Here is a 24,944-nt window from a genome sequence, read left to right as displayed (position 1 = left end):
CTGGCGCTGATTGCGGTTTTTTTTTCGTTTTGGCTTCAGGTTGTTACTTGTGCCGGGTCACACTTTTTGTACAAATGATCTTCTGGCTAGCTCACAAATATGACACCCGTATGAATTTTGAACATTGACGCTGCAATGAATTCGGGGTATTCGTTATCTGTGCCTGTGCAATGAGTGCAGACACTGTTTTCTTTCCACCAGACAAAAGAATGAGGGAAACGAGGCATGAAGAGACAGAAACGAGATCGCCTGGAACGGGCTCATCAACGTGGTTATCAGGCCGGCATCGCTGGACGTTCTAAAGAAATGTGTCCTTATCAGACGATAAATCAAAGGTCACAATGGCTTGGAGGCTGGCGAGAAGCCATCGGCGACAGGGCACTCATAGCCTGATAACGTCTCTTTAAAAAAAGAAACCTCCGCATTGCGGAGGTTTCGCCTTTCTGGAGGTGCCAAAAGCACAATCAGAACGCGGAAGTGTCCTGGAACAGGCCAACTTTCAGGTCGCTTGCGCTATAGATCAGACGACCGTCGACCAGCACTTCGCCATCTGCCAGGCCCATAATCAGGCGACGGTTAACGATGCGCTTGAAGTGAATACGATAGGTCACTTTCTTCGCTGTAGGCAGAACCTGGCCGGTGAATTTTACTTCGCCCACGCCCAGCGCGCGGCCTTTACCTTCGCCGCCCAGCCATCCCAGATAGAAGCCAACCAGCTGCCACATGGCATCCAGGCCCAGACAGCCAGGCATTACCGGATCGCCAATAAAGTGGCAACCGAAGAACCACAGGTCCGGGTTGATATCGAGTTCTGCTTCTACGTAACCCTTATCGAAGTTGCCGCCGGTTTCGGTCATTTTCACGACACGGTCCATCATCAGCATGTTCGGGGCCGGTAACTGTGGGCCTTTCGCGCCAAACAGTTCACCGCGACCAGAGGCAAGAAGATCTTCTTTTGTATAGGATTCGCGTTTATCTACCATGTTCTCAGTAAGCCTTATTTTAGTGAAGGACGCAGGATAGCTAACACGTGTACGCTGAACAAGTCCGATCAGTTCGAACTAAACCAGCCCAGCCAGCGTAACGGCCATGGATAACGGTGGCGAGCATCCTGCTGTGTCGCCTGAGCAATGCGCTCCTGGATAGTCTGCATCAGGGTGGTTTGCCCTTCACCATCCCACACAAGGTTTGTCAGTAAGGGTAGTGCATCCTCAATCCCTTCGATGGCCCAGATAGCGAACTGCTCTTGTTCAACCGCATCCAGAATATCCTGGCTGAGGCTCAAATGGCGCGCGTTGGGCGCAGGAATAATCACGCCCTGTTTGCCGTTTAAACCGCGCTGCTGACAGATAGCGAAGAAGCCTTCAATTTTTTCGTTGAGGCCACCCACTGGCTGCGCACGACCAAACTGGTCCACCGAACCGGTGATCGCGATATTCTGATTGATAGGCACTTCCGCCAGGGCACTGATTAAGGCGCACAGCTCCGCCATAGAGGCGCTATCGCCATCCACTTCGCTGTAGGACTGCTCAAACGTCAGCGAGGCGGAGAAGGGGATCTGTTGCTCGAGCTGCAGCTCTGACATCAAAAACGCCTGCATGATCATCATGCCTTTCGCATGAATGTTGCCGCCTAGCTCGGCTTTCCGTTCGATATCGGTGAACTCGCCATCGCCAATGTGCACAACGCAGCTGATTCGGGACGGTTCCCCGAATGCGCGCGGATGGCCAGGAAATTCAATGACCGACAGGGCGTTGATCTGCCCAACGCGTTCGCCTTCGGTTTCCACCAGAATTTGTTCCAGCAGAATTTCATCCTGCATACGGTCAGCAAGGTAGCCTTCTCGCCACTCGCGCTGGGCCAGCATCTGGGAGAGCTGTTCGCCGGTGAACGCGCCGTCACCGCCGATCGCGCCCACTTCACGCAGCTGTTTGCCGATCCAGAGCGGGCAAAGCGGCAGCGTTTCCTGATCACCGGTGTAGCGTACCGCTTCACGGATTAAGCCCGGCCACGCGTCAGCCGCAGGCGTTGGCAAGGCAAAACGTTCCGCAACGGCCATCACCCACTGGCACCACTGCGCCATATCGTCGGCATCGGCAATCTGGATGTTGTCTTCGTATTCGCTATACACCGCCTGCTCAGCCAGTTCCGGCTCCATTTCCTGGAAGTCAGCCAGCGATTCACGGTCTCCCGTCAGCACGACGGTCAGCGACAGCGGCATAGACGGAACAGAGACTGGCAGAGGACGAGACTCGTCGTAGCCGACCCAGTCGAAACGCTGCTGGTGCACGATGGTTTTCAGACGCATCCACAACAGCGGCTGCGAGAGCAGGGTGCGCAGAGAGATGATGAGAACACCGCCATTTGCGCGGTGTACCAGCCCCGGCTGCAGCGAAAGTTCTCCGTTAAACTGGCGCAGACACCCAAAAAGCTGTTCAGCCTCGACCCAGTTAGCGGTAATCACTTCACCCTTAGCGGCAAAACCGCCATCGGCCTGCGCCGGCGGTTCGAATGTAACATCACGTCCCGCGATACGATACTGGCCGCCAAAAACTGCGTTCGCTTCCGGCTTCAGCTGGCGTACGGCATCTCCAAGCAGCGTCAGGTATTCCGCTTCTTCCGGAGCCTTGAGCAGCATGAAAGGCGCAGTTGCCCACGGGCTTAACACCTGCTCCAGCGCATAATGCAAACGGGGCTGCGTATCGCTAAGGATGAATTCGTGTTCTTTTGCGAGATCTGGCTGTGTAAACAGTTCCTGATAACTTTCGGTATCCGGAACAAGGTCACGCCATGCAAGTTTCGTAATGGTCAAAGTTGATGTTTTTTAGTCAGATGTAAAAGCGTGGAGTATACCGTAAGCGGGGGGCTCTACCCAAGCAGGATTGGGTATTTCGGCAGGCCGATTGGCTGCATTCACTCACAGGATATGATTTCTTTTCAGCAGATTGCTAAAAAACTGATATTCTGAACAGAGTTACGTGGTAACACTGAGATCGCAATGAAATATCAACAACTGGAAAATCTCGAAAGCGGCTGGAAATGGAAGTACCTGGTCAAAAAGCACCGTGAAGGGGAGCTGATCACCTGCTACATCGAAGCCAGCGCTGCGCAAGAAGCCGTGGATATTTTGCTGACCCTCGAAAATGAACCGGTTCAGGTTAACGGCTGGATAGAGAAACACATTAATCCTGCATTGTTAAACCGGATGAAGCAAACTATTCGCGCGCGACGCAAACGGCATTTTAATGCTGAGCATCAGCACACGCGCAAAAAATCAATCGACCTGGAGTTCGTTGTCTGGCAGCGTCTGGCCGGGCTTGCCCAACGACGGGGCAAAACGCTTTCGGAAACCATCGTGCAGTTGATTGAAGACGCCGAGCATAAAGAGAAGTACGCCAGCCAGATGTCGACGCTGAAGAACGACCTTCAGGCGCTGTTGGGCAAGAAGTAGATTTTTACTTTTCTTCAGACAATAAAAAACCCCGCATGGCGGGGTTTTTTTATAAGACGATAACTTATGCCGCTGGCTGAGTTACAACGTCTTTGATGCCTTTAACTTCGATCTCTACGCGACGATCTGGAGCCAGGCAGTCGATCAGTGCAGCGCGAGCTTTCACGTTGTCACAGGTGTTGCCAGTCACTGGGTTAGATTCGCCCATACCACGTGGGGAGATCTTGTTAGCTGGGATACCTTTAGAGATCAGGTAATCAACAACAGACTGAGCACGTTTCTCAGACAGTTTCTGGTTGTAAGCGTCAGAACCGATACGGTCGGTGAAGCCCAGAACCACTACGGAACCGTCTTTAGGATCCAGGTTGCTCAGCTGGGTGTACAGCTGATCCAGTGCCTGCTGGCCTTCTGGTTTCAGAGTCGCTTTGTTGAAGTTGAACAGAACGTCAGACTTCAGAGTGAAGTGCTTGGTCTGTACTTCTGGAGCTGGAGCCGGCGCTGGAGCAACAACTGGTGCTGCGTCTTCCTGCTGGCCGAAACGGTAGGAAACACCTACGCTCAGCATGCCGTTGTCTGGACGAACGCCAACGGTAGCACCGTCGCCGATGTTGTTAACCCACTGGTATTCCAGACGGGTAGCGATGTCACGGGTCATAGCCCACTCAACGCCACCAGCGAATACTGGGGAAACACCGGTGTCATGGTCGTCGCCAGCGATGCTGTTGCTGGAGTCAGCGCGCCATACCATGCCGCCCAGACGGGTGTACACGTCCAGATCGTCAGTTACTGGGTAACCCAGTTTAGCGGTCAGCTGAACGCCCTGTGCTTTGAAAGCGCCGTTTACGGTGTCGCCTTTGTATGGCATACGACCTAACCAGTCGTAACCCATTTCAAAACCAACATACGGGTTAACCTGATAGCCACCGAACGCACCTGCACCAAGCTGGCTCTCGTGAGTAGGGCCATCGTTGTTCAGGCTGCTGTTGTACCAGCCGGTGTCGTGGAACTGAGACCAGCCCAGTTTACCACCTGCATACCAGGTATTATCTTTCGGAGCGGCCTGCGCTACGGTAGCGAAGCCAGCCAGTGCCACTGCAATCGCGATAGCTGTCTTTTTCATTTTTTGCGCCTCGTTATCATCCAAAATTCGCCATGAATGTCTCAACTGAGAATCACGGTTAAATCCTTCACCGGGGGGCGTGGTCAAATATAAATCTACCGATATCTTCGGCTTAGGCCGAGCACCCCTGGCGATGTAAAGTCTACAACGTAGCTGAAAACTTACAAGTGTGAAGTCCGTCAGGCATATGAAAAAAAAAGTTCCGTATACCGATTATTTAACATTTTTCGAACGAATTTTGTGCAATAAAATTAAGGAGAACCGCACCAGACAAGCCTTGCCGCAATTTTGAGACCGGGAACTTAAATCCCATCTTGCTGTCAAAAAAAATTCCAGGAAAAATCTTAATTTCGCTCAGTGATACAAATTTGAGTGAATTTTTAGCCCAGAAAGTTGTCCTTTGCGGTAAGAATCCGATCGAACCGGACGCATAATGAATCCGATCGCATTTCCTTCTTCAGCGGCTTCCGTCAGACGAAAATGCTCTTCTTCCGTCAACTCTTCCGATAACCATCCAATCACCACGCTGTAATTTCCGGTGCGTAACGCACGAATCATTGACTCAACGGTATCGCACGGTGCGAGCTGATTAATCTGCATGACCTTGGTTAGCGGAAGGCCTGCGGACTGAACCCACTCACGGCTCAGTTTTTGCTGAGGCGTAAGCCAAAGCTGCCAGCGCGATTGCTGACCAAGCTGTTGCAATAACGGCAACAACAGAAGCTGCGTCAACAGGGGCTGGTCTTCACGATAAACCACTTCACTGATAAGCCCCGTGGAAACACGCTCGACGGATTTCTGCGCGACATTGCCTGCGGTCGAAGAGAGAGAGGTTGAGCGATTTGCATAGCCTGAAGTGTGCATATTCATTCCAGCCCTGTAGTTACTGTATGAATATACAGTAACCCCTGTATGCATAAAGATCAACCTCATTTTCGGAAAGCGACTCGCAAAATTCATTCAATCTTGAGGCCCCTTGAAAAATCATCTTGCTCAACGGAGATAAGTTGCCTATTTTCCTGCTAACGGATCCGCTAGTAAGAAATTTCGTTGTTACTTTATGATTTTGAAGGGAAATATCATGAAAAAGATATCTTATGAACGGATTTATAAATCCCAGGAATACCTTTCACCACTGGGCGAGATCCATCATCGCGCGCTGTTTGGAGGCTACACCCTGGCGGTGGATGACGCCGTCTTTGCCATGGTGTCTGATGGCGAACTTTATCTGCGGGCCTGTGAGGAGAGCGCAAAATACTGTGTCAAAAATGCCTCTTCATTTTTAACGCTGATGAAGCGAGGCCGCCCGGTGCTGCTTAACTATTACCGCGTGGATGACGGATTATGGCAGGACAGGGAGCGGTTGCTCCAGCTCTCTTCCTTTGCGCTCAGCGCGGCAAGAAAAGAGCGCTATCAGCGCCATCAGCGTAACCGACTAAAAGATCTGCCAAACCTGACCTTTCAGATTGAGGTCTTGCTCTTTGAAGCAGGCATCACCAATGAAGAAACGCTGCGGGCGCTGGGAGCCAGGGCGAGCTGGCTAAAGATGCGGGCAAAAAATAAAGCGCTCAGCATCAAGGTTCTCTTTGCGCTTGAGGGGGCAATCGAAGGGCTGCATGAGGCGGCACTCCCGGCAGGCATTCGCCGGGAGCTGACGGAGTGGTTTAATGCGCTGCCTGAGCCACAGGAGAACTACTCCTCCAGGTAGCAATTTGCTGTTGCAGCCGGCAAATTTCAGGCAGCAGAGCGATAAGCAGGCCTATCTGCTGTAGCACCAGCGGCGCTTTGCTGTCGTTTCCTGGATCAAGATGCGCAATGCGTTGAGCCAGTTCATCCAGCGCCTGCTGAACGCGCGGCTCATCGGCCGGGCGGTGGTGAAGTGCGTCATCGACATAGCAGACGGCGTCATCAAGCAGGCTGAGAATTCCCGGGTTGGTGAGCTTCTCTCGGTGGGCGCCCAGCGTTGAAATATAGCTGGTGAACGTATGGTTCAGGCAGAGCAGGCGGAACGCAGTCTCGCGAATCTCCTCCGTGGCGCGAGGCTCCGTCGACATGTTCGAGACAACGGAGGCCAGTTCTGCATCACTATTGTGCGCATCGCGACGGGCTATCCGGTACGCCAGGCGGTTATCGCGCCCCTGGTGGTACTGCTCCAGAATAGCGTCAAGGTAGCGACAGTTGGCGTTCATTGCCCTGTCTACCACCCGCGGCAGATTGCGGAAACGCCAGTCTGGCCAGATAAAGCTGACTGCGGCCCAGGCAATCGCGCAGCCAATCAGCGTATCAATCACGCGGGGCAAGGCGACTTCAAACCCTTCGCCCAGCAGATTAAAGCACAGCAGCACCAGCAGCGTGATGAACATGGTGGCATGGGCATACTGCACGTTGCGAAACGCGAAGAACAGCACGCCGGTAATTACGATGAGGATCAGCTGGCCTTCAACGGAGGGCACGAAATAGAGCACCGGAAGGCCGATCGCGACGCCCACCAGCGTGCCGATAATGCGCAGCGCAAGACGGTGTCGGGTGGCGTTGTAGTTCGGCTGGCAGACGAACAGGCTGGTCAGCAGGATCCAGTAGCCGTGTTGCAGCCCGGTTATCTGGATAAAGGCGTAACCCACGCACAGCACCAGCGACATTCTCACTGCGTGGCGAAAGAGCGCCGACTCCGGCGTAAAGTTACGGCTCAGCCGTAGCCACATATCGCTAACGCTGTGCACGCTGTCATCAGCAAGCTGATTGTCCACCTCGCTGCCCGGTAGCGCCATCGCCTGTTCGGACTCAATGGTCGCCAGTTGAGCGTCAATCGCCCGCAGGTTGTTCAGCAAAAAACCAAGTGCTTTGATGTGTTCCGGCGACGTTCCGCTGGCCTGAACGCGGTCGAGGGCCGCATCAAGGTGGCTAAAAACGCGTTCAAAGCGCGGGTCATGCTGATAGGGCGTGCGCAGCAGAATGCAGCGCGAGAGCTGCTGGCAGGCCTGGGACTGCATGGACAGCAGACGCTGGAAGCGAAACATCACGTCGCTGTAGCGGAACTTCTCGCGCAGGGCAGCATACTGAACGTGCGATGAGCTGGCGCGTTCATGTATATCCTGGGCAGCAAAATAGTAGTGTAAGGTCCTTCGGGTTCCGCGCTGGCCGCGGTCGCCTCGCAGGCGGGTAAGCAGCGAGGCCTTTGTCTGGTTAAGGGTGGCGACCAGTTGGCCATTTGCCAGCGCCAGATCGTAGAGCGGAGCCTGACTTTCTTCTTCGATATCGGGGTCGAACAGCCGGGATTTGAGTTCCAGATAGTGGGCCAGCTGCTCAAAGCTGCGGGCAAGGTTATCCTGCAGCGGGCGAACCGGGAAGATCAGATGACCGGTCAGCGTCAGCAGGTTGTACCAGACGGCGCCCAGCAGCAGCAGAACCGGCTGCTGATACCAGTGGTCGTACAGGGAAACGCCCAGCATGGTGTAGATGGCGATCAGCAGTGCCCCAAACGCGATGGTGGCATAGCGCTGTCCAAGGCCGCCCAGCAAAATAAACCCGCTGGTCGAGAGCGTCAGACCCAGGGCAAACAGCCAGGGCCAGGGGAAAAGCAGCTCAACGGACGCTGACGCGATAAAAAAGCAGACGAGCGTGATGACCAGGTTACGTAAACGCCCGGCCAGGCGATCGTCCAGGTCCGCCAGCGCCCCGGCCACTACGCCAAGGGTGAGCGGAATGGTGAGCTTGACGTCATTCAGCCACCAGGGCAGGGCAACCGTGCCGCAAAGCGCGATAAATATCCTGACGTTATAAAGCCAGGTGCTGTTCCAGGTATAACGGCGAAGCAGTGGGCTTAGCATAAACGCGGCCAGTCCTTATTTACTGAAAACGACGGCGAGCGTTTGCTTCACGCGCCGCCTGGGCCACTTCTACCGGAACAACCCTGCGCCCGACGGGCCAAAGCGCGATAGCGGCGATCTTAAAGTTTGCGATCCCCACCGGAATACCAATAATCGTGATGCATTGTGCAATACCGGCAAAAATATGCATGATGCACAGCCACCAGCCGAAGAATATCAGCCACAGAATGTTAAGCAGGGTTCCGCCCGTGTTCATCAGGGCGTTTTTGCTCTCCGGGTTCAGCTCGTCAACGTGGACGGCTTCGTTCCCGTAAGGGACCAGGGAGAGTTTTGTGATTTCCCAGCAGGAGCGGGTCAGGGGGAGCGTGAAAATCAGGACGATGCTCACCAGCGTGGCAAAAAGCCAGGAAAGGGTGGTGGCAAAACCGCCCAGCACAAAATTCAACACATTCAGAACGGTACGCATAAACCCTCACTTCCTTTCGATAAAATTAACGCCCAATGATTGTAACGTTTTTTTAGGCTGGAGCACCTTAAAACTGGCAGTTAAACTGTCAGGTAAATTATCTCTTCGTGGATGTGGCGGAACATGGAACTGAAAGCAACGTCGTTAGGCAAACGCCTGGCGCAACACCCTTACGACAGGGTGGTTCTCCTTAATGCCGGGGTGAAAGTCTCCGGGGAACGCCACGAATACCTTATTCCGTTTAATCAGCTTCTGGCTATCCACTGCAAACGCGGGCTGGTGTGGGGCGAGCTGGAGTTCGTTCTGCCTGACGATAAAGTCGTGCGCCTTCACGGCACCGAGTGGGCGGAAACCCAGCGTTTCCATCATCACCTCAACGCGCTCTGGCAGCAGTGGAGCCAGGAGATGAGCGTAATTGCCGCCGGGGTGCTTCAGAAGGTGCTGGACGATATTGCGCAAACCAACGCGCAGCATTCGTGGCTCACCCGTCAGCAGACCGCCGGGCTGCAGCAAAAAATCCGCCAGGCGCTCTCGGCGCTGCCGATATCCGTGACGCGCCTCGAGGAGTTTGACAATTGTCGCGACGCCTGGCGACAGTGCCAGGCCTGGCTGAATGATAAGGATAAAAGCCGTCTCGCCCATAACCAGGCCTGGACGGACGCCATGCTTACCCAATACGCCGACTTTTTCAGCACGGTGGAGTCTTCTCCGCTTAATCCGGCTCAGGCGCGCGCGGTGGTCAACGGCGAGCAGTCGCTGCTGGTGCTGGCGGGCGCCGGTAGCGGTAAAACGTCGGTGCTGGTCGCGCGTGCCGGCTGGCTACTGACGACGGGCGAGGCGGTAGCCGACCAGATTCTGCTGCTGGCTTTTGGCCGCAAGGCAGCCCAGGAGATGGACGAACGGATCCAGGAACGTCTCCATACTCGGGACATAACCGCCAGAACCTTCCATGCCCTTGCGCTGCATATTATTCAGCAGGGCAGTAAAAAAGTGCCTGCCGTCAGCAAGCTGGAAAACGACGCGCAGGCGCGTCAGGCGCTGTTCATCAAAACGTGGCGCCAGCAGTGCAGCGAGAAAAAAGCGCAGGCGAAAGGGTGGCGTCAGTGGCTGGAGGAGGAGCTCAACTGGGAGGTGCCTGAGGGCAGCTTCTGGCAGGATGACAAGCTGGCGCGTAGGCTGGGTTCGCGGCTTGACCGCTGGGTCAGCCTGATGCGAATGCACGGCGGAACGCAGGCAGAGATGATTGAAAGCGCGCCGGAGGCGATCCGCGATCTGTTTTCGAAGCGGGTCAAGCTGATGGCGCCGCTGCTGAAGGCCTGGAAAACCGCGCTAAAAGAGGAAAATGCCGTCGACTTCTCCGGCCTAATCCATCAGGCCATCATCATTCTTGAGAAGGGCCGTTTTGTCAGCCCGTGGAAGCATATTCTGGTGGACGAGTTCCAGGATATCTCGCCGCAGCGTGCGGCGCTGCTCTCGGCGCTGCGGGCACAAAATAAGCATACGTCGCTTTTTGCGGTGGGCGACGACTGGCAGGCCATCTATCGCTTCAGCGGGGCACAGCTTTCGCTGACGACCGCGTTCCACCACTATTTTGGTGAAGGGGACCGCAGCGATTTGGACACCACCTACCGCTTCAACTCCCGGATTGGTGAAATCGCCAACCGCTTTATCCAGCAGAACCCACACCAGCTGGCCAAGCCGCTCAATAGCCTGCGCCCGGGGGATAAAAAAGCCGTCACCCTGCTGGCGGAAGACCAGCTGGAGCCGCTGCTGGACAAGCTCAGCGGCTACGCGAAGCCCGATGAACGGATCCTGGTGCTGGCGCGCTACCATCACCTTAAACCCGCGGCGCTGGAAAAAGCGGCCACCCGCTGGCCGAAGCTGCAGCTGGAATTTATGACCATTCACGCCAGCAAAGGGCAGCAGGCCGACTATGTCATTGTGGTGGGGCTGAAAGAGGGCAGCGACGGTTTCCCGGCTCCGGCCCGCGAGTCGGTAATGGAAGAGGCCCTGCTGCCGGTGCCGGAAGACTTCCCGGATGCCGAAGAGCGTCGTTTGCTGTATGTGGCCATCACCCGCGCGCGCCATCGCGTGTGGCTGCTGTTCAATAAAGACGAGCCATCCGCGTTTGTCGATATTTTGAAGAGTCTGGACGTGCCGGTTGCGAGAAAGCCGTAGCGACGACGGGCAAGGATGGGTAGGCCGGGTAAGGCGAAGCCGCCACCCGGCAAAAAAGCTACTTCAGTCTCTCAGAAAGATAACGCTGATAGTCCGGAATCAGGATATCAACCGGCGAACTGAACTGCGGTGATTCGATGATGAAATCCGCCGTCGAGAGGTTTGTCGCCACCGGAATATTCCACACCGTCGCCAGGCGCAGCAGCGCTTTAACATCCGGATCGTGCGGAACCGCGTTGAGCGGATCCCAGAAGAAGATCAGCACATCAATTTTCCCTTCGGAAATCTGCGCGCCGACCTGCTGATCGCCGCCCATCGGGCCGCTCAGCATGGCATTCACCTGCAGACCCGTTTCGCGCTGGATCAGGTTTCCGGTGGTGCCGGTCGCCGACAGGGCGTGCTTTTCCAGCAAAGACTGATGGCGGCGAACCCAGTTAAGCAGCATTTGTTTACAGTGGTCGTGTGCCACCAGCGCAATGTGTTTGCGTTCAGGCAGCGTGCGTGTTGTCAATTCCATAATCATATCCATCAGGTTAACTCACTACACGATGACGGGAACCGCCTGACGCTGCAAGAGAAAGGCGTAAAAAATGTGGCTTATGATGACGGCTGTTGTTTTGCCCACTGTAAAAACCGGGCCCGCGTGTCGGGATCGGCCTGCTGGAACCAGAATTTAAGGCGCTGTTCCGTCAGCGTCTGGGACTGAGGGGGTATAACGTCCAGCTCAGAGACGCCGGACAGCAGCGTGCTGTCGTCCGCCATCATGGTGGCAAATTGCGGAAGCGACGCGCGTTTGCCTGCTTTGTTGTAGGTCTGGGTCGCGGCCTCGTAGTCCGGACCTTTCGGTGAGGCCGTCAACGCCAGAATATCCAGCTTCACCGGAATCGGCATCGCATCCCCGTCCAGCAGCTCAATGCGGGGTGACGCGTCGAAGGCCGCCGATTCCTTCTCCGTTTCAAGGCGAGGAAGGGTGATGTTCACCTGACTGATTTGCCGCGTATTAAAGCTGACGATCAGCGGTGGGGAGATGTACATTCGTTGCTCGTGATTCGCCAGAGCGATCGATTTTTCTACCCGGAAGACCAGCTGGTGCGGCCCGTTATCCAGCTCAATGCTGTCCGCACCGCGCAATAGCGAACTGGAGACCTTTTTTCCGTCCAGGATCAGGAGATCGATGTCGGTCGAGAGCCGGAGCGTCGTAGCAAAAACGCAGGCCGGCATCACTAACGCAATCAGAGCAGTGGCAATACCGGTTTTCATAGAAGGCTCCCGTCAGAAATCCTGTCGCCGCAATAATGTATCTAAATTTTTCGATAATCATGTTTACTAACATATAGACATATTTCGCCGTTTTGCCCTCATGCATCCGTATGGGATGGATGGTTGAGATGTGCGGTTTGGCGTACACTTTTAAAAAAGCCAGGAGAAAAACCATGAAAGAGAACGACATTGCCGAGATTCTGACATCCACGCGTACCATTGCGCTGGTGGGCGCGAGCGATAAACCCGATCGTCCAAGCTATCGGGTGATGAAATACCTTCTCGATCAGGGTTATCACGTCATCCCGGTCTCGCCAAAAGTGGCGGGGAAAACCTTACTGGGCCAGCAGGGATATGCCACGCTCGCTGACGTGCCGGAAAAAATTGATATGGTCGACGTTTTCCGTAATTCCGAGGCCGCGTGGGAAGTGGCGCAGGACGCTATCGCCGTCGGGGCGAAAACCCTGTGGATGCAGCTGGGCGTGATTAACGAGCAGGCCGCGGTGCTGGCGCGGGATGCGGGGTTGAACGTCGTCATGGACCGATGCCCGGCGATCGACATCCCGCGACTGGGGCTGGCGAAGTAATAAAAAAAAGCCCGTTCATCGGGCTTTTTTTACACGCTTAGTTCCGCAGGCGCGGAGCCTGTAACTGTTTGCGGATAGTCTGAGCAAGTTCATCCATTGTGGGTTGTTCCGGATGTTCTTCCTGCAGCTCGCTGCTCAGCTGCGCTTCGGCCAGATAGGTGTGAACGGGTTGTCCATCGTCACCTTCCATCACCACATGGTACCAGGGCGCGGCGCGAAGCTCGGCATTCACCGCCAGCTCGTCTGCTGACGGTTCATCAAGGGAATACTCCGGGTCGATATCCACGACCACACCCAAATACCCGAGCAAAGTGTGGCGGACCTGCTGGCCGATACCGAATTTGCTGGCAATCATAGTCACCTCCCGGGAAATACGACTTACACGTTATGTGCGGGCAATATTTCTCTTTTCAAGTTACATGACGCGACAGGCAAACCCTTTCAGATACAGTCCTTCCGGGTAGGTAGCAATCACGGGGTGATCGGCTGCCTGACGGAACTGCTCTATAAATTGTACATCACGGCCAGCATCTATTGCGGCATCGGCGATGATTTTCTGAAATAAATCTGTGGTCATCAGGCCGGAGCAGGAGAAGGTGAGCAGGATCCCGCCCGGGCTCAGCAGCTGGATGGCCAACATATTGATATCTTTATATCCACGGCAGGCACCCATCAGCTGGTTTTTGTTTTCCACAAACTTGGGCGGATCCATCACGATGACGTCGAACGTCTCGCCCTGGTCGCGATACTTACGCAGCAGCTTGAAGACGTCGTCGCGCACAAACTCCGCTTTGCTCAGATCCAGCTTATTCAGCTCAACGTTCTGTTTTGCCACGTCCAGCGCTTCCTGCGACGTATCCACGCTGACGACCTGCGCACAGCCGCCCATCAGCGCCGAAACGGCAAAGCCGCCGGTATAGGAGAAGCAGTTCAGCACGCGCTTGTCGGCGACGTACTGACGCGTCGCCAGGCGGCTGTCGCGCTGGTCAAGGTAGTAACCCGTTTTGTGCCCGCCCTGAATATCCACCAGCAGCTTCATGCCGTGCTCTTCAATCGGCAGCAGGGCTGGCGGCAGCTCACCCGTGACGGGGCCCTGCGTCAGCTCCATCCCCTCTTTTTTGCGCACGGCAACATCGCTGCGGTCATAAATGGCGCACTGCGGGAACAGCGTTTGCAGCGCGCTAATCAGCGCGGCGCGCTGGTATTCCGCCCCTGCGCTCAGGAGCTGCAGCACCAGGAAGTTACCGAAGCGGTCGATGGTCACGCCCGGCAGACCGTCTGACTCACCGGCAATCAGGCGATAGCTGTCCAGACCGTCGCGTTTTGCCAGCCACTCGCGCCACTGCTGCGCCTGCTGCAGGCGGCGGACGAAGAAGTCGATGTCGATGGTTTCGTCTTTATCGAACGTCCAGACGCGCGCGCGGATCTGGGACGCGGGCGAGTAGGCGCCTCGCGCTAACCATTTGCCCTGGTGGTCAACGATATCAATGGTTTCACCGAGGCTGGCTTTGCCTTCCATACGGGCAACCGCGCCGGAAAAGACCCAGGGATGACGGCGCAGTAATGACTTCTCGCGCCCTTTGGCTAACACTAAACGTACACTCATAATTTGCTGTTCTGTCGATTTCAGGGAAATGGCGCGTAGACTATCACATTCAGCAAGTCGCAATCATCTGTGGATGCCATTGAGCGTTTCGACTCAAGGTTCATCACTACTACGTCAATTGGAGACGGCGCGTAGGGTAGCAATTGAAAACGATTTAGAGCATGTTGAAATCATCGATGCTGGATTATCTGCGTTAAGATCGAAACATATCGAAATAGGCAGCTTAATGTCCCTTTTCTTTAGCGCTACTTAATTTAAATTCATCCACAATCAGAATTTGATTGTGTTCATCTGCGCGTTTACTCGCCAGCGCCAAAAGCCTACACTTTCCGCATGGACTTACAAGCAGGTTAAGGACAAGGATGAATGACTGTTGGTCATTTTTTATTTAGGGGTGATAAGACAGCTTGCGGTGGTAGGATTCTTGAAGGATGTCCCGACCATCAATTTTTCCAAAAAGACATGGCATGTGAAGGCCATCAAGTGACCTGTGGTAAACATGCGGGTAGATTCCGCATCGTGGGAGGACTTGATAGCGACGACATACATGGTAAAAGGGTAGCCGGTACACTGCACAGCCGTAGTTCCTGCCCTTGCAGTTCGCGTTTTATTCCTTCCATCGATGACACTTACGAATTTTCTACAGGAACAGCGAAAGCCTGCACTGCCCAATCTGACATGGTTGAATTTCCCTTTCTCCCCGGCCCGATTGCCGATCCTCAAATTAATAGCTTTGCTAATACCTGCAAGCCAGAAGATAACCCGCTATTGAATGGTGTTTACATCTGGACTGAAATCACGGACGCAGGACACGCTTTTGTATCAGTACATCAAGACAATTCGATATACGTTTATACATACGGGCGTTTTGGTCGAAGAGGGCCAGCGAATGACTCCTTTTCTTAAACAGTTTGAACAAGAAAATGGCGTTAAGTACAAATACAATGTTAAATCCGGTCTGTCCTATAAGGACACTGTAGGGCTTCGACTACAGATCAACCGTGCAGATTCGGGGCTGAATGTGCGTATAGCCGATCTTGATTATTACTGGCTTGAGGAGCGTGGCAGTATGTGCCAGCCAGCGTATATGGTACTTGATCGTTCTGAGTGAGTGTTTGTACTGGCATTGATCTTACCCACCAACAGTAAAGTACTAAAATCACATCATGTAATGTTTATAACATCATAAGGAACAAAGGAAATGTCAATTGGTTACTGGATAGTGCAAGGCGATAAAACATCATGTGGAGGAAGTGTTCTGGAAGGGCATCCGAAAGGAACAAAATTTGGCCCGAACCAGAACCGGCAGGCAGTCAATGGGAGTAAAGTGTCCTGCGGAAAACATCCAGGCGTCTACAGTGTAGGCGGAGGACACCTCGGAGAGATCATTCATGGGTGTTATGCTGCCAGTACACTTTACAGCCGCTCAACTTGCCCTTGTAAGGCATTTTTTATCCCAACGCATACATGGGCAAAACATGGGCCGTATCAGGGAGATACGCGTATAGTTACTCCAGTAACGGTTCCAATGGCAGCTACCCCTGTGGCTCCTGCTCCTCCTGAATTTGAAGAACCCGTACAACATGCTCAGACAGCTAAAAAGCTGCATAAGGAAGAAACTAAACGCGAACCAGTAGATGCTGGCTTCTGTGTACTCCCTTACGGTGCTGAGGCTGGAGCCTATGAAAGATATCTGTTCGAAAGTGAACCGCCAGCAGGAACACGAGAACTTTACCGTTCACTGAATGGAGAAGGTAAGGAATACAAAGCTGGTTCTATCCTTCTTGTTGTTGATCCAGAAAAACAGGACAGTGATCAGATCGCACATATGCAGGCTGCTAAACAACGTATTGATGCAGCATTAGAACCGCTTACGCATAAAGAAGCTAACTTCTTACACGAGCACTATGCAACAATAGCTAACTTTAGCAACATCGCCGATAAAGGGATCGGGCTTGCTGCTGATCCTGTCGGAAAGTACTTTGAGAATATAGAAAAAATTCTGAAGGAAATTCAGGAAACGTACAAGAATACATACATGACAAAAGGGGCTTTAATTGGCGAGCAATTCCATGTAAAACGTGCTCAACTATTCAATGAACTTGATCGTGTACTTAAAGTCGGCTTCCTTAATAAAGGTATGAAACTTGGTGAGTACAGCAACTTAAAAAGTGCACTTGGTCTATCAACTAAATCAATAACTCATAAATGGAATGAGACAGGAATTAGTGATATTGAAGGTTATGCTACGAATATAGAAAGAGCCGCAAAATATGTAGCAGCTATGCGATATGTTGGCTATGTGGGAATCGGCTTTAGTGCCCTGCATTCAATCAATGAAATAAATGAGGCTTGTTCTGTTGGTCGTGAAGACGAATGTACTAAAAAGAAATATACTGAAATAGGGAGTTTTTCTGGTGGTCTAATTGGAGGCATCGGAGGTGGAGCGATAGGCACAGGTATATGTACTGTAGTATTAGGTGCTTTGACAATAGAAGCAGCGGGAGCAGGTGCATTAGCGTGTGGTGTAATTCTTGGTACTGGTGGAGGTTATATAGGTGGTGAATTTCTATCAGATCAAGGTGAAAATCTCGGTGAACTTATTTATAAAACGGTTGGTGAATAGTGGGTATCCTATCTGCGACCTCAACACTATTGTGTATAATCTTCGGATTTATCGCAATTGGGTATTCTGTTCTAAAAAACAAACAACATCTTTTATTGTGCGATATTTTTAAAGAACGATTTGGTTATATACCAGCAGGAATTACTCTTGCACAAGCAGGTGGAATATTCTTAACTTTTCAGAAAGATTTCTATTTCATCCTCCCATTCGTATTTAAAAAAGGGAGTTTTCCGGTCAGAAATATGGATTCTGATCATTATGATTTCATCAAAGATTTACCTAATGATAAGGTATCTTGGCTAAAAGTTAAGTTTACTTTATTTTTTGTAATGGTTGTTTTGTTTTTTTTTACTATTATAACTTCTCTCCTATCCATCTAAGCATTATTTATAAAGCCGCGAAAGCGGCTTTTTTAATGTACAATTCAAACTCGCTAAAAGTACTGGTCTTTAGAACACAAAAAAAATCAAATCCCAGGTATCCTGATTTTTAGCAAAAAAACTTAAGTAATCTTTTACTCAGGAAAAAGTACAATCAGTTTTAATCTGGCTGATTTGAAACCTTGTTCATCTGATCAGCTTTAACCCAGCCGACAAAATACCGTGTACTCAGATCTCAGTATCGACCTTTTCATTAACCCTATATCGACTAAAAAACGAACGATCAAAAATCTCTTTTGGGTAGTCCCTTGTGAACTCCCCTTTTGCGTCTAGTTTAGTATCATTTAGATGCTGATATGGTTTAAATGATACTATATCATTCAGTTAATTCAAATGATACTTATCGGTAGTGAGAGGCAGGAAAATGATTTTTGGTTATGCGAGAGTCTCAACAAAAGATCAGAATCTTGAGCGTCAGTTGGCAGTACTGGAACCGGTTTGTGATGAAATCGTTACAGAGACAGAATCATGTAAGTCCACCAGCGATAGACCTGAATTGTTGAACCTGCTTTCTCACCTCCGCAAAGGTGACACCCTCATTACCCATTCTATCGATCGCCTTGCACGTAACACCCGCGATTTGCTGGAAATGATTGATAGCCTTGTTGCTCGTGGGATCACCGTGCAGTTTCTTGCAAACTCTATGAGTTTTGATAATTCCCCACAATCACGTCTGATCCTAACCATGATGGGGGCTGTTTCCGAATTTGAACGTGGAATGATCGCGTCACGTCGCAACGAGGGAATTGCCCTTGCTAAAAAGGCTAATAAGTACAAAGGCAAACAAAAAAACAAAGAATTACACAGTAAAATCACTGAGATGCTTCAAGCAGGAAAAAACACACCAGATGAGATCGCAAAGCTGTGCGATTGCGGCAGAGCTACGGTGTTTCGTGTGAAGAAAGAAATGCTTGCCAGTACTGCCAATATTGCAGACTGATATAGCGGCAGGGGAGGGTTAAATTGACTATGTCTTTTATAGGCATTCAAATCCTTTCTATAAAATGAAAGTATCACATAGCAGATTGTATTATTAATCAAGATCTAAAGACTAGCTTTTGGTGCTGCCAAGCTATTGAAGAATCTCTTCTGTAAGGTGTTGTCGGATTGTGGAGCGAAGTGGGGGCATATACCCCCTTTATATCGTATAGCTATAACAACGAATGTATTTCTAAGGAGTAAAGTCTGTCACTTCTGATTGAAGATTTAATTAAATCTTTATTTAATATAGTCAATTTATTGCTTTCAGAATTTAGTCTCAGATGCTTTGGGAAATTTCTTTTAAGGTATACTGCACTATCTCTTGAAAAACCCATCATTTGCAAATGCCACACTATAGGATCATTTGAACCAAACTCTATAAATTGCGACCAGTTTGCACCGGGATTGCTATGCAAGACAAAAGTCAGAAGTTGACAATAATGAGAAATATAGTTCTGTAACTGATATCCAACCCTCAATTCTATATCCTTGATTGTATCGTTAACCAAAGTTGTTATATGAGCAGGATTAGCATGTTGAAAATCAACAAGCTCATTTTTTATTTTTATTTTTTTATTTTTTATATACGAAATAGCCTCCGCTATAATATTTTGTAGGCTATTGCCATTAATCCATTGTAAAAAAATAACGGAATAATAAGGGATTGAATTTGAATTCAATCGATCTCTACCTGTTTCAAACTCATCAATTTTGTACAAATCAAATATAAACTCTAGCTTTGATTTAACATCTTCATAAGTAGGCTGCCATGGCAGCTTTAATTTATCTGGTGGTGTTCTCTTTATTTTATTAAAGGCGTACTGCTGTGAGTTAATAGCAATGTGACTATTTGCCAATAGTATATTAAGTGGGATATAAATATTCTTCGTACTGTTTTTAGCACTCAGCACAATATCTGAATTGCCACTATTTCTGAAGTAACTTATCAGCGGAAGTTTGTCGCTATTTTGCTCTCTTATAGTATCTATTCTAAGCATGTCTCCGAGTGTTCTTAAATACTCTGCATTTTTAATACCGGAAGTGTCACCAGTATTGATTATTGTATTGAGTTCATTAAGTCTTTTTTTATCTTCGATATGAAAACTTGGCTTCAATAAAATATCGTTTTTATCCGATAATAAAATCCCTTTAACAGCATTTTTACTCCATAATTTTTCTTTGTCACGAATGCAAAAAATATCGCCTGATAATTCCATAGCTAGCCTACCGGCTCGACCAGTCAAATTCCAAAAATCTACCGCATCTAAAGTGTTGAGGCCTTTTTTGTGCGTTAATATGAATACAGACTTTGCTGGCAGATTAACACCTTCAAGAAGTGTGGAGGTACAAAATAAATAATCAATATTCCCACATTTGAAATGATATTCAATCAAATCTCTTATGGATTGTGGCAGATTACCAAAATGAAATGCCACTCCATAGTTGATTGCTTCTGCAAGCTCATAATTGTCGTGTACAAATTCTTTGATTTGAGTTGCTATTTCAATATTTTTAAATTTTGGTTGTGTGTTTTTTTTAAGATATTGAATGAAGTTTCTAGTACGTTCGAGAGTGCTTTCAATTCCACCACAGTATATAATCTTACTTTTGCCATGATTTAATCTATAAATCAAATCATTAGTGTTTTTGTAACGAGACGGAAGATCCTTGGGTTTTTCAAGTTTAGTTTCTTGAGTGTTGACATAGCTGATATTGTTAGAAAACAAATCGATGTAATACAAATTCTGTATTGTTGCACCTTCAGTATTTCTATAAGTGACAGCGTCTTTTCGATCAAATAACTTATTGAAAACATCAGGGTTAGATAAATTAGGTGATGAAAAAAATAATTTTGAATTGGGGTTTGAATTAAGCGTCTGTTCTATTGCAGAGTAAGTAACAAGGCTTCTTGAATCATTTTTTGTGGTAAGCTTCTGAGCTTCATCAACAAAAATATAGTCAATTTCAACCTCAGGTTTTGAACTTATGATACTAACTAATCTTTCTGGAGTTAAAACAAATATATAGCCTTTATTATTATCGCTGGTAATCATGTATGAAGTTGTAATGATTTCGTATCTATCTGTATATAATAAGCTGTCTAGATCATTTTTAATTTTAATGCATTTTGACTTATCAATGCTCTAGTAGGAACAATAAGTGCGATGTTTTTATGATCACTTTTAGCTACAATTTCTTTAATATAAGCATTAATAACAAATGACTTTCCCATCGAGGTTGGACCAGCGAAACTGATGGTAGAACTTCTTTTTAGTAGTTGATATAGATCATATTGTTTATCTGTGAAATATACACCATCAAGGTCTGTTTGTTGTATGGACTTTTTTATTGCTGAATCTATCTCACGATCTAGAGGAAGTATAGTTTCTTCCGAAATTAGTTTTTCAGCAGCATAGATTCCTAATCTGTTAATTACAGCTAATGAAATAAACTTAAAGTAGGCATCATCATTTACTAGCGATGACATTTTACTGACTATTTCAAATGCACTTGTTCTATATTCTTCTTTGTTGGAATTAGATAATATATCTGCAAAACGCAGTGCATGTTGAAGTCTTAAATTATCTCGTAATTCAATGCTGAAATTGTTATCAAATAATTGATTATTGTAAAGCTCAACAATATATGTGTAAACTTCCTTAAAATAAGGGCTATTGAACGCATCATCAGCAAGACGTGTTGCTATGTGAATATTTTTTTCTTGAGGAATATCATTCATAATGTTTACTCGATTGTTAACATTTCTTGAATTATTTTTTTGCGTGTTTCATCAATTGCTGTAAAAGGTACAATGTATATGTGAAACTCGTGCCCGAATAATTTGTGACTATTAATCCTACGCTTAATTGTTTCGATGACACTAGAAGCTCTTTCGCTCACATAGTTATTCACCCACAATCTAAAACCCTTACTGCTCATTGAAAGTATCGAATCATTAACTGGAAGCTCGAATCCTAAAAAAATGCCAAAAGATAAATCAAGATCTGGTCCGTTATTACCTGAAGGAAGAAGGATGGATTTTATTTTCTCATAACCATCTTCTGAAACCATTTCATTTATGACATGTGTATCTATCAGGCCTCTCTCAAATTTTAATCCATTGGTTTTAAATTCTGCGATTGAATCAAATGCATTGCGAGCACCATCTAAAAGATCAGCATACATTTTTGATTCACCAAAAATTAGCTGGTAACAGCCATTATCCTCTAATAAATGAATTCCATCTGAACCTTTAATATAGTCATTGGAGTCAGTCTTTAATTCCATCTTTGAGAGTAATTTAGGAGCTCTTAGCCCTGATTCGAGAAATGCATAAAGTAGTAATTCACCAAGTTCACCTTCATTAGATGTATATTGACGAAATTTTCTTATCGCTTCTATAAATGGTTTAGGGCTAAATGAAGGATTATTTTCATTAAACTCCTTAAGTCGTCTATTTGAATGGACATACGTGACAATTATATCTCGTAGTTCATCCACTAACTTCTCGTATATGAACCTATTACTTTCAATATTGAGTATGTGAAGATTGACATTTGATTGCTGTAAAGTGTATTGCAAAGGCAATGTTTTGAATAAGTCTAAAAAGCTTTTTTTAACACGTATCGGAAGCAACATATCCATAATACCTTCATCTTATCATGGATAAAAACTATCACGTCTACAGCCACTTGTCGATTTTGCATTGAGTTGCTTGGTATGTATATATATACAGTTGTTCTGGGTTTGTGTCAACTGATGTTATGAGACAAACATCTCGAAATGTAATCTATCCATGATGTGCCTGTAGATTAATTTGCCCGCTCTATACATTGCACAGAGTTATCACTAAAACTAATGTTTTCTCGTGATAATAATTTAAGTTAATGGAGATAGCGTGATGATATGCCTGCGTCAAAAACTTATCTGACAGGTCATTTGTAAGCGGTGTATGAGGCATTTAAAACAAACTGAGGTATCTATGAGTCAAAAAACTGGTTGTATTTGTGTTAGGTGTTGGGTTCACGGCATCGTTCAGGGCGTTGGGTTCCGCTACAGCACCCAGCGTGAGGCTCTTCAGCTCGGGATCACGGGATACGCGCGCAACATGGATGACGGCAGCGTTGAGGTGGTCGCCTGCGGCGAAGCGGAACAGGTTGAAAAATTGATGGCGTGGCTGAAAGCGGGGGGACCGCGCAGCGCGCGGGTTGATAAGGTCTTAACGGAACCGCATCAACCCGGTCGGGAGTACGTTAACTTCGGTATTCGTTATTAAATGCACTTTACCGGCTTAGGCAGGCCAGCAATTTTTGTTGCCTGTTTTGCCGGGCCCTTCGGGAACAGACGATAGAGATAGCGGCTGTTGCCTTTCTCTTCGCCGAACTTACTTGCCATGGCTTTGACCAGCATGCGGATAGCCGGAGAGGTGTTGAATTCAAGATAGAACTCGCGGACAAAACGCACCACTTCCCAGTGTTCAGGGGAAAGGGTAATCCCTTCGTTTTCCGCAATTTTCTCCGCCAGCGGTTCGCTCCAGAGCGTTGTATCTTTTAGATAGCCTTCGCTATCGGTCTCAATTTCATGGCCTGCAAAAATGAACATAATCTTCTGTCGTAGGTGAAAAATCGGCGACAGTGTAGCAAAAAAGCCGCCTCAGGATAAACCGTGACCTACAGGAGCAGCTGCAGCAGATTGTTGGCATTGAGCTTTTTCAGCGCGTTGCATTTGTGGGTCGACACCTGTTTCTCAGACATGCGCGTCACGATGGCAATGTGGCGCACCGGCAGCCCGGTGAGCATCAGATCGAGCACGTTGAATTCAAGTCCGGTAAGACAGCAGTCCAGACTGCGCACGCGGCGAGGCTCTTTTGCCAGCAGATATGCCGCATCTGCGACGGCGATCCTGTCATCGATGATATAAACGGTTAGCGTGGCAAAACGCTTGCGTAAATGCGTCGCCAGCGCCCATCCCTTTTCATTGCAGACCAGATAAAGGCTGCCTTGCCAGCGGGCGGCTTCCAGTCTGAGTAAAATGTTAATCAGCGCCTGATGCGTACCCGCAACGGAAAAACGACAGCGTACGACAACCACGCGGCGGGTAAGCAGGGTTGGCTGCCATTGTACGGTATCGCTTATGACCTCTGGCTGGACGCCACGACGCAGCAGCGCATAGCGCAACCCTTCGGCGTAAAATCGATTATTGTCGAGAATGGCGTAACTCACGGTGACCTCGTTATAACGTGCTGGGCGTATAGATAACGCGCAGCGTGCCGGTATAGTCACCCGCATTTTTGCTGCTGGCGGCAAATGCAGGCGTTTTCAGGATAATAGGGGCGGGAATGCACAGCACGCTCTCCCGCCCGCCGGGCAGCACGACCTGACGCAGATACTGCGGATCGTTCGTGCCTTGCCAGACGATGGTTTTACCATTGGCGACAGTGTCGGTTGCGCCGGTAACGGGATGGGTAACAAAGACCTGATAGTCGAGACGATCCCGCGCGTCGGTCGGGCTGCCACCGCGTCGCCGGATAGAAAATGCACCTTCGGCACGGCCCGCTGAGGCGAGTCCGTCATCCTCAAATCGCAGATAGGTACGGGTGCTGGTGGCGTTTTTGCCGTCGTACAGGCACATGTCCAGCGAGGCTTCGCCCTGAATCTCGCTGCCGCCGGGGCGACCCGGGAAGTTGGTCAGGTTGAGGTTAACGATCGGCGTTGAGTGGGGGAAGGCGGGCAGATAAATCTGCTGATTGCCGGGATCGACCACCTCGATGCGGATCGATGCCTGCCAGCTGGCGATGGTCAAATACCCCGGGCAGCCCACGTTGCCGTCGTTAAAATTACCGCCGCAGGCGGCGCTGCCCCATTCGCGCAGGTTTTGCCTGAGCGTGGCGGTCCAGATGCCGGCCTGATTGAGCTTGTTCAGCTCGCTTTTCACGATGTAGTAATCAAAATAGGGCTCGCGGTCCCACGCCGCGAGATCGCCCGCGCCGCCGGTGACGTAGCTGGCGAAGGCGTAGGTTTTGCCGTTCATGAACATGTGCTTTTCGCCGTAAACCTTTACGTCCACCGTTTTTTTAGTCACCGAATGGGTAAAGCGCAGGTTAATCGGATAAGGCGATGCCGGGTTGGCCGTAAACCATACCGGTGCGGTCATGCACGCGCCGTAGGTGGGGTCGGTGCGCGACTGGCAGGTGAGGGTATTTCGCCCCCACTTCTGCGGATCGTTGGCGATAAAGCCGCCCGACTCGTGCAGCCAGATGTCCAGGCGCGCCGGGGAGGCCATGCGATCGACGCTCATCCCGACGCTGGTGTTTCTGCCCCCCGCGCTGGCCGCCAGCGCCTGGCCGGATCCTGTGCTTAACAGCAATAAAACTAAGAGTAATTTTTTCACATCACGTTCCTG

24 protein-coding genes and 2 pseudogenes are annotated in these 24,944 nt (G+C 49.6%); 10 read left to right on the top strand and 16 right to left on the bottom strand.

Going from position 1 to position 24,944, the window contains the following annotated elements; translation table 11 throughout:
* Positions 1-225 precede the first annotated feature (225 nt).
* Positions 226-393, top strand: a complete 168-nt coding sequence (gene rmf, locus L6R44_RS08560) for a ribosome modulation factor (protein WP_013097261.1) — start codon at positions 226-228, stop codon at positions 391-393.
* Positions 394-464: 71 nt separating this feature from the next.
* Here the strand turns inward: rmf and fabA are convergent, their stop codons facing one another.
* A complete protein-coding gene (gene fabA / locus L6R44_RS08555; RefSeq protein ID WP_008499931.1) occupies positions 465-983 on the bottom strand; it encodes a 3-hydroxyacyl-[acyl-carrier-protein] dehydratase FabA in 519 nt (172 codons plus the stop codon).
* Between the two features lie 68 nt (positions 984-1,051).
* Positions 1,052-2,812 carry an AAA family ATPase gene (locus tag L6R44_RS08550; protein ID WP_237423874.1) on the bottom strand — a complete coding sequence of 587 codons (1,761 nt, stop codon included), beginning with the start codon at positions 2,810-2,812 and terminating at the stop codon, positions 1,052-1,054.
* 186 nt (positions 2,813-2,998) lie between these two features.
* Between L6R44_RS08550 and matP the strand changes: the two genes are divergently transcribed.
* Positions 2,999-3,451, top strand: a complete 453-nt coding sequence (gene matP / locus L6R44_RS08545) for a macrodomain Ter protein MatP (protein ID WP_032639326.1) — start codon at positions 2,999-3,001, stop codon at positions 3,449-3,451.
* 64 nt (positions 3,452-3,515) lie between these two features.
* On the opposite strand, the gene ompA is transcribed toward matP, so the two are convergent.
* Positions 3,516-4,571, bottom strand: coding sequence for a porin OmpA (gene ompA / locus L6R44_RS08540; RefSeq protein WP_120286683.1), 1,056 nt, complete (start codon positions 4,569-4,571; stop codon positions 3,516-3,518).
* Between the two features lie 354 nt (positions 4,572-4,925).
* Complete coding sequence (sulA, locus tag L6R44_RS08535) at positions 4,926-5,435, bottom strand: SOS-induced cell division inhibitor SulA (protein WP_032639331.1); 510 nt, start codon at positions 5,433-5,435, stop codon at positions 4,926-4,928.
* Between the two features lie 217 nt (positions 5,436-5,652).
* On the opposite strand from sulA, the gene L6R44_RS08530 reads away from it, so the two are divergent.
* The gene (locus L6R44_RS08530) at positions 5,653-6,279 is read left to right on the top strand and encodes a TfoX/Sxy family DNA transformation protein (protein ID WP_237423873.1); all 627 of its coding nucleotides are present in this window, start codon (positions 5,653-5,655) and stop codon (positions 6,277-6,279) included.
* Here L6R44_RS08530 and yccS read toward each other — a convergent pair.
* Together yccS and L6R44_RS08520 are read right to left on the bottom strand one after the other, a co-directional pair.
* Positions 6,236-8,398, bottom strand: coding sequence for a YccS family putative transporter (yccS, locus tag L6R44_RS08525; protein WP_237423872.1), 2,163 nt, complete (start codon positions 8,396-8,398; stop codon positions 6,236-6,238). The two genes, L6R44_RS08530 and yccS, sit on opposite strands and share 44 nt — an antisense overlap.
* Before the next feature lie 19 nt (positions 8,399-8,417).
* The gene (locus tag L6R44_RS08520) at positions 8,418-8,864 is read right to left on the bottom strand and encodes a YccF domain-containing protein (RefSeq protein WP_032639339.1); all 447 of its coding nucleotides are present in this window, start codon (positions 8,862-8,864) and stop codon (positions 8,418-8,420) included.
* Between the two features lie 123 nt (positions 8,865-8,987).
* On the opposite strand from L6R44_RS08520, the gene helD reads away from it, so the two are divergent.
* Positions 8,988-11,042, top strand: coding sequence for a DNA helicase IV (gene helD, locus L6R44_RS08515; protein WP_237423871.1), 2,055 nt, complete (start codon positions 8,988-8,990; stop codon positions 11,040-11,042).
* Between the two features lie 58 nt (positions 11,043-11,100).
* Here the strand turns inward: helD and mgsA are convergent, their stop codons facing one another.
* Positions 11,101-11,559 (bottom strand): methylglyoxal synthase, encoded by a 459-nt coding sequence (mgsA, locus tag L6R44_RS08510; RefSeq protein WP_032642515.1) that lies wholly within the window; start codon positions 11,557-11,559, stop codon positions 11,101-11,103.
* An 80-nt stretch (positions 11,560-11,639) separates the two neighbouring features.
* Positions 11,640-12,302, bottom strand: coding sequence for a curli synthesis inhibitor (csgI, locus tag L6R44_RS08505; RefSeq protein ID WP_032639343.1), 663 nt, complete (start codon positions 12,300-12,302; stop codon positions 11,640-11,642).
* A 173-nt stretch (positions 12,303-12,475) separates the two neighbouring features.
* On the opposite strand from csgI, the gene L6R44_RS08500 reads away from it, so the two are divergent.
* Positions 12,476-12,889 carry a CoA-binding protein gene (locus L6R44_RS08500; protein ID WP_008499920.1) on the top strand — a complete coding sequence of 138 codons (414 nt, stop codon included), beginning with the start codon at positions 12,476-12,478 and terminating at the stop codon, positions 12,887-12,889.
* Between the two features lie 37 nt (positions 12,890-12,926).
* Here L6R44_RS08500 and hspQ read toward each other — a convergent pair whose 3' ends face one another.
* Together hspQ and rlmI are read right to left on the bottom strand one after the other, a co-directional pair.
* A complete protein-coding gene (gene hspQ, locus L6R44_RS08495; protein ID WP_008499919.1) occupies positions 12,927-13,244 on the bottom strand; it encodes a heat shock protein HspQ in 318 nt (105 codons plus the stop codon).
* Between the two features lie 60 nt (positions 13,245-13,304).
* Positions 13,305-14,495 carry a 23S rRNA (cytosine(1962)-C(5))-methyltransferase RlmI gene (gene rlmI, locus L6R44_RS08490; RefSeq protein WP_237423870.1) on the bottom strand — a complete coding sequence of 397 codons (1,191 nt, stop codon included), beginning with the start codon at positions 14,493-14,495 and terminating at the stop codon, positions 13,305-13,307.
* A gap of 366 nt (positions 14,496-14,861) precedes the next feature.
* Here rlmI and L6R44_RS08485 point away from each other — a divergent pair.
* The 4 genes and pseudogenes from L6R44_RS08485 to L6R44_RS08475 form a co-directional block, all read left to right on the top strand.
* Positions 14,862-15,371, top strand: a pseudogene (locus tag L6R44_RS08485) (PAAR domain-containing protein); the annotation flags it as partial.
* A gap of 7 nt (positions 15,372-15,378) precedes the next feature.
* Positions 15,379-15,606 (top strand): annotated as a pseudogene (locus L6R44_RS24920) (hypothetical protein); the annotation flags it as partial.
* Between the two features lie 90 nt (positions 15,607-15,696).
* Positions 15,697-17,121, top strand: a complete 1,425-nt coding sequence (locus tag L6R44_RS08480; protein WP_237423868.1) for a PAAR domain-containing protein — start codon at positions 15,697-15,699, stop codon at positions 17,119-17,121.
* An 804-nt stretch (positions 17,122-17,925) separates the two neighbouring features.
* A complete protein-coding gene (locus L6R44_RS08475; protein WP_237423867.1) occupies positions 17,926-18,501 on the top strand; it encodes a recombinase family protein in 576 nt (191 codons plus the stop codon).
* 211 nt (positions 18,502-18,712) lie between these two features.
* On the opposite strand, the gene L6R44_RS08470 is transcribed toward L6R44_RS08475, so the two are convergent.
* From L6R44_RS08470 to L6R44_RS08460, 3 genes are read right to left on the bottom strand one after another with little or no spacing between them, the layout of a single operon-like run.
* Positions 18,713-20,596 carry a helicase-related protein gene (locus L6R44_RS08470; protein ID WP_237423866.1) on the bottom strand — a complete coding sequence of 628 codons (1,884 nt, stop codon included), beginning with the start codon at positions 20,594-20,596 and terminating at the stop codon, positions 18,713-18,715.
* A 47-nt stretch (positions 20,597-20,643) separates the two neighbouring features.
* On the bottom strand, positions 20,644-21,282 hold the full coding sequence (locus L6R44_RS08465) for a hypothetical protein (protein WP_237423865.1): 639 nt from the start codon (positions 21,280-21,282) through the stop codon (positions 20,644-20,646).
* 5 nt (positions 21,283-21,287) lie between these two features.
* A complete protein-coding gene (locus tag L6R44_RS08460; RefSeq protein WP_237423864.1) occupies positions 21,288-22,187 on the bottom strand; it encodes a HamA C-terminal domain-containing protein in 900 nt (299 codons plus the stop codon).
* A gap of 337 nt (positions 22,188-22,524) precedes the next feature.
* Here L6R44_RS08460 and yccX point away from each other — a divergent pair, with 337 nt between their 5' ends.
* Positions 22,525-22,818 carry an acylphosphatase gene (gene yccX, locus L6R44_RS08455; RefSeq protein WP_237423863.1) on the top strand — a complete coding sequence of 98 codons (294 nt, stop codon included), beginning with the start codon at positions 22,525-22,527 and terminating at the stop codon, positions 22,816-22,818.
* Here the strand turns inward: yccX and tusE are convergent.
* From tusE to L6R44_RS08440, 3 genes are all read right to left on the bottom strand, one after another.
* The gene (gene tusE / locus L6R44_RS08450) at positions 22,815-23,144 is read right to left on the bottom strand and encodes a sulfurtransferase TusE (protein WP_032639348.1); all 330 of its coding nucleotides are present in this window, start codon (positions 23,142-23,144) and stop codon (positions 22,815-22,817) included. The two genes, yccX and tusE, sit on opposite strands and share 4 nt — an antisense overlap.
* A gap of 68 nt (positions 23,145-23,212) precedes the next feature.
* Complete coding sequence (locus L6R44_RS08445; RefSeq protein ID WP_237423862.1) at positions 23,213-23,764, bottom strand: LuxR C-terminal-related transcriptional regulator; 552 nt, start codon at positions 23,762-23,764, stop codon at positions 23,213-23,215.
* A 10-nt stretch (positions 23,765-23,774) separates the two neighbouring features.
* The gene (locus tag L6R44_RS08440; RefSeq protein ID WP_032639352.1) at positions 23,775-24,932 is read right to left on the bottom strand and encodes a CfaE/CblD family pilus tip adhesin; all 1,158 of its coding nucleotides are present in this window, start codon (positions 24,930-24,932) and stop codon (positions 23,775-23,777) included.
* Positions 24,933-24,944: the final 12 nt, after the last annotated feature.

The organism is Enterobacter cloacae complex sp. ECC445 (assembly GCF_021892025.1).
Taxonomy (GTDB): Bacteria; Pseudomonadota; Gammaproteobacteria; order Enterobacterales; family Enterobacteriaceae; genus Enterobacter; species Enterobacter chengduensis.
This window is presented reverse-complemented; position numbering and strand designations above follow the sequence as displayed.

What these genes read in the sequence shown, in the direction of transcription:
- L6R44_RS08460 (WP_237423864.1), bottom strand. Translation starts at nt 22,187, where the DNA reads ATGGATATGTTGCTTCCGATACGTGTTAAAAAAAGCTTTTTAGACTTA.
- mgsA (WP_032642515.1), bottom strand. Translation starts at nt 11,559, where the DNA reads ATGGAATTGACAACACGCACGCTGCCTGAACGCAAACACATTGCGCTG.
- sulA (WP_032639331.1), bottom strand. Translation starts at nt 5,435, where the DNA reads ATGCACACTTCAGGCTATGCAAATCGCTCAACCTCTCTCTCTTCGACC.
- L6R44_RS08470 (WP_237423866.1), bottom strand. Translation starts at nt 20,596, where the DNA reads ATGATTACCAGCGATAATAATAAAGGCTATATATTTGTTTTAACTCCA.
- rlmI (WP_237423870.1), bottom strand. Translation starts at nt 14,495, where the DNA reads ATGAGTGTACGTTTAGTGTTAGCCAAAGGGCGCGAGAAGTCATTACTG.
- hspQ (WP_008499919.1), bottom strand. Translation starts at nt 13,244, where the DNA reads ATGATTGCCAGCAAATTCGGTATCGGCCAGCAGGTCCGCCACACTTTG.
- L6R44_RS08520 (WP_032639339.1), bottom strand. Translation starts at nt 8,864, where the DNA reads ATGCGTACCGTTCTGAATGTGTTGAATTTTGTGCTGGGCGGTTTTGCC.
- yccX (WP_237423863.1), top strand. Translation starts at nt 22,525, where the DNA reads ATGAGTCAAAAAACTGGTTGTATTTGTGTTAGGTGTTGGGTTCACGGC.
- ompA (WP_120286683.1), bottom strand. Translation starts at nt 4,571, where the DNA reads ATGAAAAAGACAGCTATCGCGATTGCAGTGGCACTGGCTGGCTTCGCT.
- csgI (WP_032639343.1), bottom strand. Translation starts at nt 12,302, where the DNA reads ATGAAAACCGGTATTGCCACTGCTCTGATTGCGTTAGTGATGCCGGCC.
- L6R44_RS08500 (WP_008499920.1), top strand. Translation starts at nt 12,476, where the DNA reads ATGAAAGAGAACGACATTGCCGAGATTCTGACATCCACGCGTACCATT.
- helD (WP_237423871.1), top strand. Translation starts at nt 8,988, where the DNA reads ATGGAACTGAAAGCAACGTCGTTAGGCAAACGCCTGGCGCAACACCCT.
- tusE (WP_032639348.1), bottom strand. Translation starts at nt 23,144, where the DNA reads ATGTTCATTTTTGCAGGCCATGAAATTGAGACCGATAGCGAAGGCTAT.
- fabA (WP_008499931.1), bottom strand. Translation starts at nt 983, where the DNA reads ATGGTAGATAAACGCGAATCCTATACAAAAGAAGATCTTCTTGCCTCT.
- rmf (WP_013097261.1), top strand. Translation starts at nt 226, where the DNA reads ATGAAGAGACAGAAACGAGATCGCCTGGAACGGGCTCATCAACGTGGT.
- L6R44_RS08465 (WP_237423865.1), bottom strand. Translation starts at nt 21,282, where the DNA reads ATGAATGATATTCCTCAAGAAAAAAATATTCACATAGCAACACGTCTT.
- L6R44_RS08530 (WP_237423873.1), top strand. Translation starts at nt 5,653, where the DNA reads ATGAAAAAGATATCTTATGAACGGATTTATAAATCCCAGGAATACCTT.
- L6R44_RS08480 (WP_237423868.1), top strand. Translation starts at nt 15,697, where the DNA reads ATGTCAATTGGTTACTGGATAGTGCAAGGCGATAAAACATCATGTGGA.
- L6R44_RS08475 (WP_237423867.1), top strand. Translation starts at nt 17,926, where the DNA reads ATGATTTTTGGTTATGCGAGAGTCTCAACAAAAGATCAGAATCTTGAG.
- matP (WP_032639326.1), top strand. Translation starts at nt 2,999, where the DNA reads ATGAAATATCAACAACTGGAAAATCTCGAAAGCGGCTGGAAATGGAAG.
- yccS (WP_237423872.1), bottom strand. Translation starts at nt 8,398, where the DNA reads ATGCTAAGCCCACTGCTTCGCCGTTATACCTGGAACAGCACCTGGCTT.